Annotated in this window: 18 protein-coding genes; 11 read left to right on the top strand and 7 right to left on the bottom strand. The window is 65.6% G+C overall.

Features of this window, described 5'->3' with window-relative positions; genetic code table 11:
• Positions 1–25: 25 nt before the first annotated feature.
• The gene (locus tag VGU00_RS08360) at positions 26–1,162 is read right to left on the bottom strand and encodes a nitronate monooxygenase (protein WP_327467376.1); all 1,137 of its coding nucleotides are present in this window, start codon (positions 1,160–1,162) and stop codon (positions 26–28) included.
• A gap of 95 nt (positions 1,163–1,257) precedes the next feature.
• Here VGU00_RS08360 and nadC point away from each other — a divergent pair, with 95 nt between their 5' ends.
• From nadC to VGU00_RS08375, 3 genes are all read left to right on the top strand, one after another.
• Entirely contained in the window at positions 1,258–2,106 is an 849-nt protein-coding gene (gene nadC / locus VGU00_RS08365) for a carboxylating nicotinate-nucleotide diphosphorylase (protein ID WP_327467378.1), read from the top strand.
• The gene (locus tag VGU00_RS08370; protein ID WP_327467380.1) at positions 2,093–2,815 is read left to right on the top strand and encodes a ribonuclease T2 family protein; all 723 of its coding nucleotides are present in this window, start codon (positions 2,093–2,095) and stop codon (positions 2,813–2,815) included. The genes nadC and VGU00_RS08370 overlap by 14 nt, the downstream gene beginning before the upstream one ends.
• 82 nt (positions 2,816–2,897) lie before the next feature.
• Positions 2,898–3,122, top strand: coding sequence for a hypothetical protein (locus tag VGU00_RS08375; protein WP_327467382.1), 225 nt, complete (start codon positions 2,898–2,900; stop codon positions 3,120–3,122).
• A 118-nt stretch (positions 3,123–3,240) separates the two neighbouring features.
• Here VGU00_RS08375 and VGU00_RS08380 read toward each other — a convergent pair whose 3' ends face one another.
• A complete protein-coding gene (locus tag VGU00_RS08380) occupies positions 3,241–4,512 on the bottom strand; it encodes an MFS transporter (RefSeq protein ID WP_327467384.1) in 1,272 nt (423 codons plus the stop codon).
• A gap of 159 nt (positions 4,513–4,671) precedes the next feature.
• On the opposite strand from VGU00_RS08380, the gene pgsA reads away from it, so the two are divergent.
• Genes pgsA through VGU00_RS08395 form a run of 3 tightly spaced genes read left to right on the top strand, consistent with a single transcriptional unit; the run spans position 4,672 to position 5,943 of the window.
• On the top strand, positions 4,672–5,244 hold the full coding sequence (gene pgsA / locus VGU00_RS08385) for a CDP-diacylglycerol--glycerol-3-phosphate 3-phosphatidyltransferase (protein ID WP_327467386.1): 573 nt from the start codon (positions 4,672–4,674) through the stop codon (positions 5,242–5,244).
• Positions 5,245–5,248: 4 nt separating this feature from the next.
• Positions 5,249–5,506: a molybdopterin converting factor subunit 1 gene (gene moaD, locus VGU00_RS08390; protein ID WP_327467388.1), complete on the top strand. Its 258-nt coding sequence runs from the start codon at positions 5,249–5,251 to the stop codon at positions 5,504–5,506.
• Positions 5,503–5,943, top strand: a complete 441-nt coding sequence (locus tag VGU00_RS08395; RefSeq protein ID WP_327467390.1) for a molybdenum cofactor biosynthesis protein MoaE — start codon at positions 5,503–5,505, stop codon at positions 5,941–5,943. The genes moaD and VGU00_RS08395 overlap by 4 nt, the downstream gene beginning before the upstream one ends.
• Before the next feature lie 49 nt (positions 5,944–5,992).
• Here the strand turns inward: VGU00_RS08395 and VGU00_RS08400 are convergent, their stop codons facing one another.
• Both VGU00_RS08400 and VGU00_RS08405 read right to left on the bottom strand, forming a co-directional pair.
• Complete coding sequence (locus tag VGU00_RS08400) at positions 5,993–6,229, bottom strand: hypothetical protein (RefSeq protein WP_327467392.1); 237 nt, start codon at positions 6,227–6,229, stop codon at positions 5,993–5,995.
• Between the two features lie 408 nt (positions 6,230–6,637).
• On the bottom strand, positions 6,638–7,543 hold the full coding sequence (locus VGU00_RS08405; RefSeq protein WP_327467394.1) for a hydrogen peroxide-inducible genes activator: 906 nt from the start codon (positions 7,541–7,543) through the stop codon (positions 6,638–6,640).
• A gap of 132 nt (positions 7,544–7,675) precedes the next feature.
• On the opposite strand from VGU00_RS08405, the gene VGU00_RS08410 reads away from it, so the two are divergent.
• The gene (locus VGU00_RS08410) at positions 7,676–8,143 is read left to right on the top strand and encodes an EF-hand domain-containing protein (RefSeq protein WP_327467396.1); all 468 of its coding nucleotides are present in this window, start codon (positions 7,676–7,678) and stop codon (positions 8,141–8,143) included.
• A 73-nt stretch (positions 8,144–8,216) separates the two neighbouring features.
• On the opposite strand, the gene trmFO is transcribed toward VGU00_RS08410, so the two are convergent.
• Complete coding sequence (trmFO, locus tag VGU00_RS08415) at positions 8,217–9,563, bottom strand: methylenetetrahydrofolate--tRNA-(uracil(54)-C(5))-methyltransferase (FADH(2)-oxidizing) TrmFO (RefSeq protein WP_327467398.1); 1,347 nt, start codon at positions 9,561–9,563, stop codon at positions 8,217–8,219.
• A 75-nt stretch (positions 9,564–9,638) separates the two neighbouring features.
• On the opposite strand from trmFO, the gene VGU00_RS08420 reads away from it, so the two are divergent.
• Positions 9,639–10,304 carry a lysoplasmalogenase family protein gene (locus VGU00_RS08420; RefSeq protein ID WP_327467400.1) on the top strand — a complete coding sequence of 222 codons (666 nt, stop codon included), beginning with the start codon at positions 9,639–9,641 and terminating at the stop codon, positions 10,302–10,304.
• On the opposite strand, the gene VGU00_RS08425 is transcribed toward VGU00_RS08420, so the two are convergent.
• Positions 10,305–10,787, bottom strand: coding sequence for a hypothetical protein (locus VGU00_RS08425; RefSeq protein WP_327467402.1), 483 nt, complete (start codon positions 10,785–10,787; stop codon positions 10,305–10,307).
• Positions 10,784–11,674, bottom strand: coding sequence for a TauD/TfdA family dioxygenase (locus VGU00_RS08430; protein ID WP_327467404.1), 891 nt, complete (start codon positions 11,672–11,674; stop codon positions 10,784–10,786). The genes VGU00_RS08425 and VGU00_RS08430 overlap by 4 nt, the downstream gene beginning before the upstream one ends.
• Positions 11,675–11,839: 165 nt before the next feature.
• Here VGU00_RS08430 and VGU00_RS08435 point away from each other — a divergent pair, with 165 nt between their 5' ends.
• From VGU00_RS08435 to VGU00_RS08445, 3 genes are all read left to right on the top strand, one after another.
• On the top strand, positions 11,840–12,217 hold the full coding sequence (locus VGU00_RS08435; RefSeq protein WP_327467406.1) for a glycine zipper 2TM domain-containing protein: 378 nt from the start codon (positions 11,840–11,842) through the stop codon (positions 12,215–12,217).
• Between the two features lie 131 nt (positions 12,218–12,348).
• Entirely contained in the window at positions 12,349–12,909 is a 561-nt protein-coding gene (locus VGU00_RS08440) for a peroxiredoxin (RefSeq protein ID WP_327467408.1), read from the top strand.
• Positions 12,910–13,024: 115 nt separating this feature from the next.
• The gene (locus VGU00_RS08445) at positions 13,025–14,011 is read left to right on the top strand and encodes an MBL fold metallo-hydrolase (protein ID WP_327467410.1); all 987 of its coding nucleotides are present in this window, start codon (positions 13,025–13,027) and stop codon (positions 14,009–14,011) included.

Raw genomic sequence — 14,011 nt, forward strand, 5'->3', positions numbered from 1 at the left:
AAAATCCCCGCTTCGGCGGGGATTTTTATTCCCCGATGAAGGCGTTGAGGCGCTCGCAGGCCGCAACCCAGTCCTCCTTGAACTGCTGCACGACCTGCCCGGCGCCCATCGCTTCGTTCATCAGGCCAACGCCCTGACCGACCCAATAGGTTGCCAGCGTCTTCGCGCCTTCGTGGCCGCCCTCGGACAGCTTATCGACCTTGCGCAGCGCGGGTTCGCTGACGAGCGATTGCAGCGGCATCGGCAGCGGTTTCGGCGCGCCTTCGGCTTCCCACGCGTCGGTCCAGGGCGAGCGGAGCTGGCGCGACGGTTTGCCGGTGCGGCTTTTCGATCGCACCGTGTCGCGCGCCGAGGCGGCGAGCATCTTTTCCTTTACCACCGGGTTGGTTTCGGCCTCGGCGGTGGTGAGCCAGACCGATCCGCACCACGCGCCGTGCGCGCCCATCGCCATCGCTGCCGCCATCTGGCGCCCGGTGACGATTCCGCCTGCGGCGAGGATCGGGGTGTTCGCACCGACGGCTTCGACCGCCGCGGCGACTTCGGGAACGAGCACCATCGTCGCGACTTCGCCGCAATGGCCGCCCGCTTCGCCGCCGGCGACGACGAGGATGTCGACGCCCGCACGGACCTGCGCGAGCGCATGGTCGCGCGTGCCGACGAGCGCGGCGACGGGGACGTCGTGGCGCTTGCCGAGTTCGAGCATCAGCGGCGGCGGGACGCCGAGCGCGTTGGCGATCAGCTTGATGGGGTGGCGGAAAGCGACCTCGAGCAGCCTTGCTGCACCATCCTCATGCATATTGTCGCCAAAGCTTTGGCGCGTTTCCATCGCTGCTTCGAGTCCCGTGGCGTCGACGTCAAATTTGCCCAGAAGTTCGGCGGCGAATTGCAGGTGCGTATCGGGCACCTTGGCTGCGCTCGGCGATGGCACGTCACCCTTGCCGGCGAAGCTGTTGGGAACGATCAGGTCGACGCCATAGGGGCGGCCGCCGATATGCTCGTCGATCCATGCCAGCTCCTCTTCGAGCCGTTCGGGCGGAAGCGCGGCGGCGCCGAAGACGCCCATGCCGCCGGCCTTCGACACCGCGACGACGACATCGCGGCAGTGCGAAAAGGCGAGCAGCGGGAATTCGATGTCGAGCATCGCGCAGATGGGGGATTGCATGGGGACCTCTCCGTTTGTCTATTTGCACCCATGTCAGCCCCAGTTGACGTAAACGTCAAGTTGATTTGCTGTGCGGCCCTATTATCGCGGGATGCATGACCCAATTTTCGCTGCCCGCTTTCGACCTCGATGCTTTCGTCCGCGCCACTTTGGCGGAGGATCTGGGGGCGGGGGGCGACATCACCTCGATGGCGACGATCCCCGCCGATGCGCGTTTCGGCGGCACGATGGACAGCCGCGACGCGATCATCGTCGCGGGGTTGCCGATCGCCGAGCGATTCTTTCGCGCGCTCGAACCCGGGATGGAGATCGAGATACTCGTCAAAGAGGGGGCGCAGGTCCCGGCGCGGAGCGATTTGATGCGCCTGTCGGGCAATGCGCGCGCGATGCTGACCGCCGAGCGTTCGGCGCTCAACACCGTGCAGCATCTGTCGGGTATCGCGACGATGACGCGCCAATATGTCGACGCGCTGGCGGGCACGGGCGCGACCTTGCTCGACACGCGCAAGACGATCCCGGGCCTGCGCGTGCTGGAAAAATATGCGACGCGGATGGGCGGCGCGAAGAACCACCGCATGGGCCTGTGGGACGCGGCGATGATCAAGGACAATCATGTCGCGGTCGCCGGATCGGTCGAGGAAGCGGTACGGCGCGCGGTCGCGGCGGGGATCGCCGACATCATCGTCGAGGTCGACCGCGTCGCGCAGGTCGAACCCGCGCTCGCCGCCGGGGCGACGCACCTGCTGCTCGACAATATGGACCTTGGCGAGCTGCGCCAGTGTGTCGCGCTGGTGGGTGGCAAGGTGCCGACCGAGGCGTCGGGCGGTGTCCGGCTCGACACGATCCGCGACATCGGCGCGACGGGCGTGACCTATGTGTCGGTTGGGCGGCTGACGCAATCGGCGCCGGCGGCGGACATCGGGCTCGATTTTGCGCTGGCTTAGCGCCGCGGCACTGCCGCTCGCACTGCTGCCCGTCGCGGCCGAGGCGCAGGCGCTGGCCTGCTCGGTTCCCGATCGCGTATCGGTGCCGCGGCTGGAACAGCCGAAGCGCGGCGAACCGGTACGGAGCCCGAAAATTACGGGCTATCTGCTGAGCATGAGCTGGTCGCCGCAGCATTGCGCCGGGGTGCGCAATCCGCAGGGCGCGCGCGACCGGTTCCAATGTTCGGGCGAGAGCGGGCGGTTCGGCTGGGTGCTGCACGGGCTGTGGCCCGAAACCGACAATCCCGGCTATCCGCAATGGTGCCGCCCGGCGAAGATCGTGCCGCAGCCGGTGCTGAAAAAGCATATGTGCATGACCCCGTCGGCGCAGCTGTTGCAGCATGAATGGGCGAAGCACGGGACGTGCATGAGCCCGAACCCCGCCGCCTATTTCCGGTCGGCGGCGATCCTGTTCGGCGCGGTGCGCTTTCCAGACATGAAGGCGCTGGCGGCGCGGCCGCAGACCGCGGGCAGCATCCGCCGCGCGTTCGCCGCCACCAATCGCGGCGTTTCGGAGGCGATGATCGCGGTATCGACCGATCGCAAGGGCTGGTTGAGCGAGGTGCGGCTGTGCCTTGGCCCGCGGATGCGGCCGCAGCGATGCAAGCCGTTCCAGGTGGGTGCGGGCGACCGCAAGACGGTACGGGTGCGGCCGATGCCGGGGGCATAGGGCCGTCCCGCTTTGGCACGCGGCAATCGTTAACGATCTTTTAACCTTACCGAGCCGTTAAGAAGTTCCTAGCTTGCCAGGCATGGACTCGGACAAGCCTATCGATATTCGCCGTCTGATCCGCGAGCATGGCGCGCGGCAGCTGACTATTGCGCGGTTGAACGCGCCCGAGGACTGGCAGGGCGAGCTGCGCGCGGCGCTCGCGGCGCACCGCGAACCGGTGACGATCTTTTCGAGCAATGATTTCCGGCTGTTCGTGCAGAGCTTTGCGATCTTTTTTACCGCGACGATGATGTTCCTGCTCTGAGCGGCGGTAGCGATCGAAGGCAGATGGATCCCGGATCAAGTCCGGGATGACGGAAGTGAGAGAGGGCTTGGCAGTTCTCCACTCCAAAGCCGCCATTCCGATCGCGACGTAGAAGGTCCTAATCGCAGGCCTTGTGCAGCTTCCACGCGAGGACTGCCGAGACGAGGCACATGGCGGCGACCATCAGCAGCGTGTCGTCGATCGTCAGGCCCATGCCGATCAGTACGCTGAGCAGCAGCGTGGCGGCGACCATGAAGCCCGAGTTGACGATATTGTTCGCGGCGACGGTGCGCGCCGTCTGCGACTTGGCGACGGTGGTCGTCAGGAAGGCGTAGAGCGGCACGACGAACATGCCGCCGGCGATCGCGATACCGAGGAGGTCGAGGATGATGCGGTCGCCCGCGGTCAGCGACAGGAATGCGCGCCAGTCCATCAGGCTGCCGTCGATATGTTCCCAGCCCTTCACATTCCACCACAGGTCAAGGACGAACAGCCCCATCACGATGACCGATCCCGGCGAGTAGCGCGCCGAAACATGCCCCTTGAGCAAGCGATTGACGACGATCGAGCCGATTGCGACGCCGACCGAGAAAATGGCGGTGAAGAGGGTCGCGACGGTCTTGTCCGCGCCGAGCGCATTTTTGACCAGCGGCGGGAATTGCGCGGCGAGGATCGCGCCGATCGCCCAGAAAAAGCTGATCGAAATGATCGCGAGGAAGAGCCGCGGGATGTGCATGGTGCCGTTGACGAGCTGCCACGACGAGCGGAACACATTATGATCGATGACCAGCCCCTCGGCGTCCTTTTCGGGCGGTGCGGACGGGACGTAGGTGGCGGTGATGCGGCCGATGATCGCGACGACGATGATTCCCGGAATGGCGAAATGCGGCGGGGTGAGCCCCCCGACGATCGTGCCGCCAAGGATGGCGATATAGGTTCCCGCCTCGACCCAGCCGGTGCCGGCGAGAACCTCGTCCTCCTCCAGATGCTGCGGCAGGATCGCATATTTGATCGGGCCGAAGAAGGTCGAGTGCATGCCCATCGCGAACAGCGCGAGGAGCATGACCGGCACGAGATGGAACCAGATGCCGATCGCGCCGACAATCATGATGAAGATTTCGGCCGTCTTGATGAGGCGGATCATCCGCGTCTTGTCGGTGCTGTCGGCGAGTTGCCCCGCGAGCGCCGAAAAGAGGAAGAAGGGCAGGATGAACAGGCCGCCGGCGAGCGCGTTGAACCAGGCTTCGGTCGCCGGATCCTTGTAGATGGTGAAGGTGACGAGGATCACCATCGCCATCTTGTAGAAATTGTCGTTGAAGGCGTTGAGGAACTGCGTTGCGAACAGGGGCAGGAACCGGCGTTGCTTCATCAGCGCAAAAGAACCGGTCATTGAAAATCCACTTTATCAGTCCGACATTCGCGCCACGCCTGTCCGAAACAATCTCTTTTCGGGCAATGCTGTTGTCGCCGGGCGGGCTTATCGGTTAGGGCTTGCAGGGTCAAAGCCGATTTTGAGGCCCATTTTGGAACGGACACACCGACAGGGATCATGCTGAGCCTTCCGAACATCCTGACATTGTCGCGCATTCTCGCGGTTCCCATCCTGCTCTTCCTGCTCTGGCCGGGGGTGATCGAGGGATCGCACCAGCCGAAGCCGATCGATTATGCGCTCGCCTTCGGCCTTTACTGCCTGATGGGCATTACCGATTATTTTGACGGCTATGTTGCAAGGTCGCGCGGGATCGTGTCGCGGCTGGGCGCCTTTCTCGACCCCATCGCCGACAAGATCATGATCGCGGCGGTGATTTTGCTGCTCGTCTTCACGCGCGACATCGCCGGATATCATGTGATCGCCGCGCTGATGATCCTGCTGCGCGAGATCATCGTGTCGGGGCTGCGCGAATTCCTCGCGACGTTGCAGGTGTCGATGCCGGTCACCCAGCTTGCGAAGTGGAAGACGACGTTCCAGCTCGTCGCCTTCGGCGCGCTGATCCTGGCGGGGGCGTTGCCCGCGATGGCATGGATCAAGACCGTCGGGCTCGCGTCGCTGTGGGGCGCGGCGGTGCTGACGCTGATCACCGGATGGGATTATCTGCGCGTCGGCCTGAAGCATATGGATTGACGCGATGGCGTTGCAAATCGCCTATTTTGCGTGGGTACGCGAACGGATGGGGGTCGCCGACGAGACGGTCGAGGTTCCGGCGCAGGTCGCCGACGTCGGCGCTTTGGTGGCGTGGCTCGCGGCGCGCGACGGGCGCGGGGCGTTGGCCTTTGCCGAGCCGCACCGCATCCGAGCGGCGATCGACGGGGCGATGACGGGGCCGGATGCATCGCTCGCCGGTGCGCGCGAGGTGGCGCTGTTTCCGCCGGTGACGGGCGGATGATTCGCGTCGCGGTCGGCGCCGGCGTCATCGACGTCGCAGCCGAAATGGCGGCGCACGACGCGGGCGTCCATGGCGCGAGCGCGGCGTTCGTCGGGCGGGTGCGCGGCGACGGCGAGCTCACCGAATTATTCCTTGAACATCATCCGGTGCTGACCGCGAGCGGGCTGGACGCGCTTGCGACCGGCGCGGCGGCGCGGTGGCGGCTCGACGCGCTAACGCTGATCCACCGCGTGGGGGGGATGGCGCCGGGCGAGACGATCGTGCTGGTGCTGGCCAGCAGCGCGCACCGCGCCGAGGCGCTGGCGGCGTGCGAATTTCTGATCGACCGGCTGAAAACCGATGTGATGCTGTGGAAGCGCGAGCGTTTCGCCGACGGGCGCGTGCAGTGGGTCGAGCCGCGCGCGGGCGATCATGGGCGCGCGGAGCGGTGGGATTAGGGTTTCGGGTGCGGGATCGCTGTCGGGTTTGGCGATGGTGCGCCGACGTTCAATCGGAACCCGAGAGCGATCCGAAATCCATCTCTCGGACACCATTTTCATACGCGTTCAGGCGCTGCTCAAAGAATGTCCGCCTTCGCTGCTCGATGTGTCGGCAAACCAGCACGACGCCGACGAAGATAGTGCTCATGACAAAATGCTGGATGACGATTGATCGGTCCGTGCCATTAAAAAGGCCGATCATGGCAAACAAACCAAGGAAGCCGGCGTTCATGTATGCGAACATGCTCACGAGCCAAATCGCCATTAATCGTGGGGGTTCGGGCCGAACGCCTGGTCTGACTGTCTGTTGGCTGACAGGTTTGGACATTGAATGCTGATAGCAAAAATGGGGATATCGGCAACCGGTCGTTAGCAGCCGAGGACATGGGGCGGCGGCAAACCGCGGTTTTGGTGCGAGGGTTGCCCCATCGTGAACCCGGGCGAAAGCCGGGGGTCAGTGCGGCAACAGGTTACGTTCGTGTCGAAATTCCGGGCCCGGCTTTCGCCGGGGTGCACGCCTCCCTCTCTCCGTGATCCCGGACTTGATCCGGGATCTATCGCAGCGCCGACGTTGTGGACCCCGGATCAAGTCCGGGGTGACGAAGATGGACAGGCAGCTTCCGAACCCTGCCATCCGTCGGCGCGGGGTGCCTCAGTTCACCTGATGCTTCCTGAAAATATCCGCGAGCATGCGGAATTCGTCGGCGCGCGGGCTGCCCTTGCGCCAGACGAGCGCGATCGTGCGCCAGTCATGCTCCGAATCGAGCGGGCGCGTGTCGATGTCGGTATGATCGAGTATGCCGGCCTCGATTGCCATTTGCGGCAGCATCGTGATGCCGAGGCCGTTGTCGACCATCTGGACGAGCGTGTGTAGCGAGGTGCCCATCATGCGTGCGCCGGCGCGCAGCTCGGGGCGGTTGCATGCGGCGAGGACATGGTCCTTCAGGCAATGGCCGTCCTCGAGCATCAGCATTTGCGACGGGTCGATCTGGTCGGCGCTGACCATGGCGGGGAGATCCTCGCTCTGGTCGCCGGGGAAGGCGACGAACAGCGCGTCGTCGAACAGCGGCTCGCTCTCGACGTCGCCGCACGCATAGGGGAGCGCGAGGAGGACGCAGTCGACGGTACCGTGGTGCAGCGACTCGCATGCTTGCGCACTCGGTTCTTCGCGCAGGAACAGCTTCAAGGAGGGGCGTTCCTTGCGCAGCCGCGGCAGCAGGCCGGGGAGGAGGAAGGGCGCGATCGTCGGGATCACGCTCATCCGCAGTTCGCCGACGAGCGGTGCGGCGGCCGCGGCCGCCATGTCGGCCAGTTCCTCGGCCTCGCGCAGCACGCGGTGCGCCTTGTCGACGATCGCGTTGCCGAGCGCGGTGAAGCGGACGACGCGGCGGGTGCGCTCGACGAGCGTCTGGCCAAGCAGGGTTTCGAGTTCGCGGATTCCCGCCGACAGCGTCGACTGGGTAACGTTACACGCGTCGGCGGCGCGGCCGAAGTGGCCGTGCTCGTGCAGCGCGACGAGATATTGCATCTGTTTCAGCGAGGGCAGGTAATTGTGCATTGATCGAATGTAGCAATCATATCGCGAATTTCGAGAGGTTTTTCCGATTGATTTTCGCAGCCAAAATGGTGGCGTCTGTTGGCGTTGCGGCGTCCGGCATGATAGCCAGTCGGGGTTGCGGGAGAGAGGGCTATGGCGGTTTCGCGGTTCCTGATCGGTGGCGTCGCCAGCGCGCTGCTGCTGACCGGCGGCCTGTTCATGTGGAAGGGCTATACGCAGATCGCCGAGGAGGAGGTGCTGCCCGATCCGCCGCCCGCCTTGCCGGCTATTCCCGTCGCGGCGGCGAATGCGCCGAAGCGCGGCCCCGCGCCGCCCGCACTGCCCGTAGCGAAAGAGGCGTCGCGCGAGGAACGACGCTTCAACCGCTTCGACCGCGACCGTAACGACCGGATCAGCCGCGTCGAGCTGATGTCCTCGCGCACCGCGGCGTTCCGCAAGCTCGACAAGGACGGTAACAACCTGCTGACGTTCGAGGAGTGGGCGGCGGCGACAGGCGCGCGTTTTGCGGGAGCCGACGGCGACAAGTCGGGCGACCTGACGCGCACCGAATTCGCGACGACCGCGCCGAAAGCGGCGGCTAGGCCCAAGTGCAGTTGCTAGGTGGACAGTGATCCCCGGCGAAAGCCGGGGCCCATGCTATAGGGTCCCGGCTTTCGCCGGGAATCACATCGGGTCAGGCGGCGACGCCGTCGGCCTGCTTAATCCACTCGGCGAGTTTGGTACCCGCACGCTGCGTGTAGCCCAATTTGCGGTCCTTCTTGCGCACATCCTCGGCAAGCGGCGGGAAGAGGCCGAAATTGACGTTCATCGGCTGGTAGGATGAGGCGTCGGCGCCCCCGGTGATGTGGCCGAGCAGCGCGCCGAGCGCGGTTTCGGGCGGTGGCGGGGGCAGGGTGCGGCCGCCGAGTTCGGCAATTGCGAAGCGCGCGGCGACGAGGCCGATCGCGGCGCTTTCGACATAGCCTTCGCAACCGGTGATCTGCCCCGCGAAGCGGATGTGCGGCGCCGATTTCAGGCGGAGCTGGCCGTCGAGCAGTTCGGGCGAGCGGATGAAGCTGTTGCGGTGGAGGCCGCCGAGGCGCGCGAATTCGGCTTTTTCGAGACCGGGGATGGTGCGGAACAGCTCGACCTGTGCGGCGTGCTTCAGCTTGGTCTGGAAGCCGACCATGTTCCACAGCGTGCCGAGCGCATTGTCCTGACGGAGCTGGACGACGGCATAGGGCCATCTTCCGGTGCGCGGATTGTCGAGGCCGACGCCCTTCATCGGGCCGAAGCGCAGCGTTTCGGGGCCGCGTTCGGCCATCACCTCGATCGGCATGCAGCCCTCGAAATAGGGCGTATCCTTTTCCCAATCCTTGAAATCGGTCTTGTCGCCGTCGACGAGTCCCTGGACGAAGGCGTGATACTGGTCCTTGTCCATCGGGCAGTTGATATAGTCCTTGCCGTCGCCGATCGGCCCGACCTTGTCCCAGCGGCTCGCCATCCATGCGACGTCCATGTCGATGCTCTCGCGGTAGACGATGGGTGCGATGGCGTCGAAGAAGGCGAGCGCGTCCTTGCCGGTCGCGGCGCCGATGCTGTCCGCGAGCGAGGCGGCGGTGAGCGGACCGGTCGCGACGATGGTGAGGCCTTCGGCAGGGAGCGTGTCGATGCGTTCGCGGACGATGGTGATGTTGGGGTGGTCGGCGAGCGCCTTGGTGACGCCGCCCGAGAAGAGGTCGCGGTCGACCGCGAGCGCGGATCCGGCGGGCACCTTGTGCACATCGGCTTCGCGCATGATGATCGAGCCCAGCGAGCGCATTTCGCGGTGGAGCAGGCCGACGGCGTTGCTGTCGCCGTCGTCGCTGCGAAAGCTGTTCGAGCACACCATCTCGGCGAGGGTGTCGCCCTGATGCGCCGGCGTCATGTCTCCGCCCCCGCGCATTTCGGACAGGCGCACGCGATAGCCTGCCTCGGCGAGCTGCCAGGCCGCTTCGGAGCCCGCGAGGCCGCCGCCGATGATGTGAATGTCGTGGCTCATTTACACTATCCGTTGACTTGCACTTGTGGAGCCGCGCACTAGGCCCATTGAAGGGAAGATGCAAAGGGGCGGGCGATGAGCGGCGAACAGCAATGGGATCGGGCGCGGTGGCTTTGGTGGCTGGCGCTGTTTGGCGGGATCAGCTTCTTCATCGCGGTGTATCAGCGGCTCGACGGTCCGGCGATCTGGGCATGGAAGACGAGCGGTGTCGGTCTTCTGGCGCTGTGGGCGGCGGCGAATGCGCGCGGGAAATATGGCTGGATGATCGCGGCGGCGCTCGGTTTCGGGGCGCTCGGCGATTATCTGCTCGACGCGAAGGGGCTCGAGACCGGCGCTGTGGCGTTCGTCATCGGGCATATCGTCGCGATCGCCCTCTATCTCAGGAACCGGCGGCCAGAGCTGACGCCCTCGCAGCGGCTGCTCGGCTGGCTGACGATGCCCGCGACGCTGGCGATCGTGTGGGGCATGTTGAGCCCCGCAGCAGGCTGGTGGCACGCTGCCGTCTATTCGCTGTTCGTCGCCGCGATGGCCGCAGCCGCATGGACGAGCCGCTTTCCGCGCTATCGCACCGGGATCGGTGCGATGCTGTTCCTCGCGAGCGACCTGTTCATCTTTGCGGGCGAAGGCGGAGCGATTTCCAAGGACGTCAGGCTCTGGCTCGTCTGGCCGCTCTATTTCGGCGGGCAGGCGCTGATCGCATGGGGCGTGGTCAGCACGCTTTCGAGGGAAGGGCGGACCTGATCAGGCAGGCGGCGCGGCTCCGGCCCATTCGAGGAGCAGGGCATTTGCTTCGCCGAAGCGAGCCCACGCGTCGCCACCATTGCCGCGCGCGCAGCCGAAATCGATTTCGAGCGACCACGCCTGCTTGCCGTGTTGCCAGCTGAGCCCGCCGTGCGCCTGATCGGTCAAGCCGCCGCCGTCGCAGGGCATTTCGTGGATCGATTCGAGTGGCTCGAGAATCCGGCGGAGCCGTTCGAAGCCTTCGACGCCGACATCGAACCGTTTCGATATTCGCCGCCCGCGCTCGGTCGATTCGTAGCGGCCGCGCCCCTTGCGATCGATCGACCAGCCGGTGCGGCCGCCGGTCCAGCCGTTGCCGATCCCGCGATAGGATATGCCGTCGGGCGCCGGATGAGCGGCGGGCGACGCATCAGACGCGGAGGCGGAAGGCGCGAGAGCCAGCATCGCCAGCGACACCCCGAGGATCATCATGCGTTTGATCATGGGCGCACGCCTTCGAAGCCGGCCTCGGCGCGGTCGCCGTCCCACGCGGCGATCGTTGTGCGGTGGAGCAGGCGGTCATAGCCGTCATAGCCACCGGTCGCGCGGTGGAGCAGCGAACGATTGTCCCACATGATCAGCATGCCGGGTTCCCATGCATGGCTGTAGCGAAATTCCTCGCGCCCCTGCCACTGGATGAGTTCGTAGAGCAGCGGCAGCCCCTCGGCATCGTCGAGCCCGTCGAAGCCGATGATATAGCCCGCGCAGCCGAAGAGGCCCTTGCGGCCGGTTTCGGGATGCGAGCGGACGAAGGGGTGGAGCTGTGTTTCAAGCGCTCCCTCGTCCGAACGGATGTCCATGCTGCGACCCCCCGGTCCTTTTGGGTCGGCCGCGCCGTACATGCCCTGCGGCGCATAGCCGGCGCGCGCGCTGTGGATCGCCTGTAACCCCTCCACACGTTCGCGAAGGTCGGCGGGCATGGCATCGAGCGCGGCGTGCTGGTTCGAAAATTCGGTGTTGCCGCCGACGGGGGGGATGGTGATGCCGAAGAGGCAGGTGCCCGCGGGCGGGCGTTCCTGAAAGCTCCAGTCGCTGTGCCAGTTTTCGGCGAAGAGCGGCGCGGTCTCGTCGGCCTTGCGCTTCACCGCGATGATATGGTCGTGGCCGGGGATCGGGCGGATGAAGGGATCGTCGCCGAAGCCGCCGAAATAGCCGGTGAACCGTTCGAGATCGTCCTCGGTCATCCGCTGGTCGGGGAAGGAGAGGACATGATGGTCGAGCCATGCGGCGCGGATTTCGGCGATCGTTCCGGCATCGAGCGGCTGCGTCAGGTCGACGCCGGTGACACGCGCGCCGCAGGACTGGCCGCTGGGGGTGATGGTCAGGGTCATGCCGCGATGCTGCGCCGTTTGCGCCGCGCGGTCAATCGGGCGCGGCAGGGCGCCCCGAAAGATCGTCGAACCGAGGTCGCGGCGGGGGCGGGCGCCGATGCAGTTCAGCCGCGCGCCATGTTTCGCTTCCTATTCTGCTCGCGGGGACCAAAACGGAGAAGAGAAATGTTCCTGCTCAAGAAACTGGCGTTGACGGCGCTAATCGGCGCGAGCGCATTCGCCGCGATGCCGGTCGAAGCCGATGCGCGCGACCGTCACCATCGCCACGGCTATTATGGCGACCGTGGCGACTATCGCGATTACCGCCGCGACTATCGTCGCGACTATCGCCGCGATTACCGGCGGAATCATTATCGCGGCGACCGCCGCTATCATTGCCGCCGTGGCAGCGGGACGACCGGCCTGATCGTCGGCGGTGCCGCCGGCGCGCTGCTCGGCCGCGAGGTCGACCGTTATGGCGATCGCCTGCCCGGCACGATCATCGGCGGCGCTGCGGGTGCGTTGATCGGGCGCGAGATCGATCGCGGCGGCCGTCGCTGCTGATCGGGGTTCGGCAACTCGCGCCGCGTGTCCCGGCGGGCCGTGCGGCGCGACATCCCGTTTGCAGCGAAGGCATATCGCGATAGAGTAGGCATCCCGGCAGAGACGCTCTCCGCCGTTCGAGGAGGCCGCTCATGAAAATGCTGATGAAATTCGCGGTGGTGGCTGGCCTCGGCCTGTCGCTTTCGGTCCTGCCCGCGCAGGGCATCGCCGCGCTCAACCAGGGTGCGAAGGCACCCGATTTCACGTTGACCGCGGCGCAGGCGGGCAAGGAGTTCAACCTGTCGCTGAAGCAGACGCTGCGCAACGGCCCGGTCGTGCTCTATTTCTTCCCCGCCGCCTTCACCCCCGGCTGTACGATGGAGGCGCATCTGTTCGCCGAGGCGAACGGCCAGTTCAACCAGCTCGGCGCGCGCGTCATCGGTGTGACGGCGGGCAATATCCACCGCGTGGCAGAGTTCTCGCGCTCCGAATGCCGCGACAAGTTCGCGGTCGCGGCCGATCCGGGCGCGAAGGTCGCGGCGAAATATGACGCGACGATGCAGGGTCCCGACGGAAAGCCGCTGTCGAACCGGACATCCTATGTCATCGCGCCGAACGGCACGATCCTGCTGAGCTACACCGACAGCAAGCCGCAGGCGCATATCGAAAAGACGATGGCGGCGGTGCGCGCGTGGAACGCCAAGCGGAAGTGATGGCAGGGCGGGTGAATTTGCCCGCCATCCGGGAATTTAAGAGTGCTCCCTTGCGGACCCGAGGAACGAAGCCATATCGGCGGGACACAATCCGCCATGGACCCAGCCCCCGACGATGACGCGCAATCGATATTATCAGGGACCGTTATCGGACCATTTCGACGGTACGCGGTTTCTCAACCCGGCAGGTGAACCCGAAACCGACCGGTCGTTCGGCGATCTTCTGAAATGGCGCCGTTCGGCACCCGATAATCGCTGGACATCGTCGGTCGACGTCGTGCCCGTGGTACCGGACGTGCGGGTCGAGGGACTGCGCGTGACGATGGTCGGCCATGCCACGCTGCTGATCCAGATCGGCGGGCTCAATATCCTGACAGATCCGGTCTGGTCGGAGCGTGCCAGTCCGTTGTCCTTTGCCGGGCCACGGCGGGTTACCACACCCGGGGTTCGGCTGGACGACTTGCCGCCGATCGACGTCATCCTGCTTTCGCACAATCATTACGACCATCTGGACATGGCGGCGCTGCGCGCCTTGCATGCCAGACATCAGCCGCTGATCGTCACCCCGTTGGGCAATGATGCGATCATTCATGGCGGAATGAAAGACGCGTGCGTCCTGACGGGTGACTGGGGCGACGCGATCGAAATTGCGCCCGGCGCAAAGGCGCATATCGTGCCCGCGCTGCATTGGTCGTCGCGCGGTCCGCGCGATCGTCGCATGGCATTGTGGGCCGGCTTCGTCGTCGAGGCGGCCGGAAAGTTGGTCTATTTCGCGGGCGATACCGGTTATGGCACCGGGAACATCTTCCGCGCGATCGGCGAACGTTTCGGCGCGATCGACCTCGCGATCCTGCCGATCGGGGCTTATGATCCGCGCTGGTTCATGGCGGCCCAGCATTGCGATCCCGAGGAAGCCGTCCAGATATTCGAAGATGTCGGCGCCAAGGCCGCCGTGGGCATGCATTGGGGGACCTTCAAACTGACGGACGAGGCGCGGGACGAGCCGGCGAGCCGCTTGACCGCCGAGCTTGCGGCGCGCGGGATCGATCCCGCGCGCTTCGTCGCGATGCGGCCCGCTGATGCTGCCGATTTCGGCGTGTGA

This window comes from Sphingopyxis sp. (assembly GCF_035944815.1).
Classification (GTDB): Bacteria; Pseudomonadota; Alphaproteobacteria; order Sphingomonadales; family Sphingomonadaceae; genus Sphingopyxis.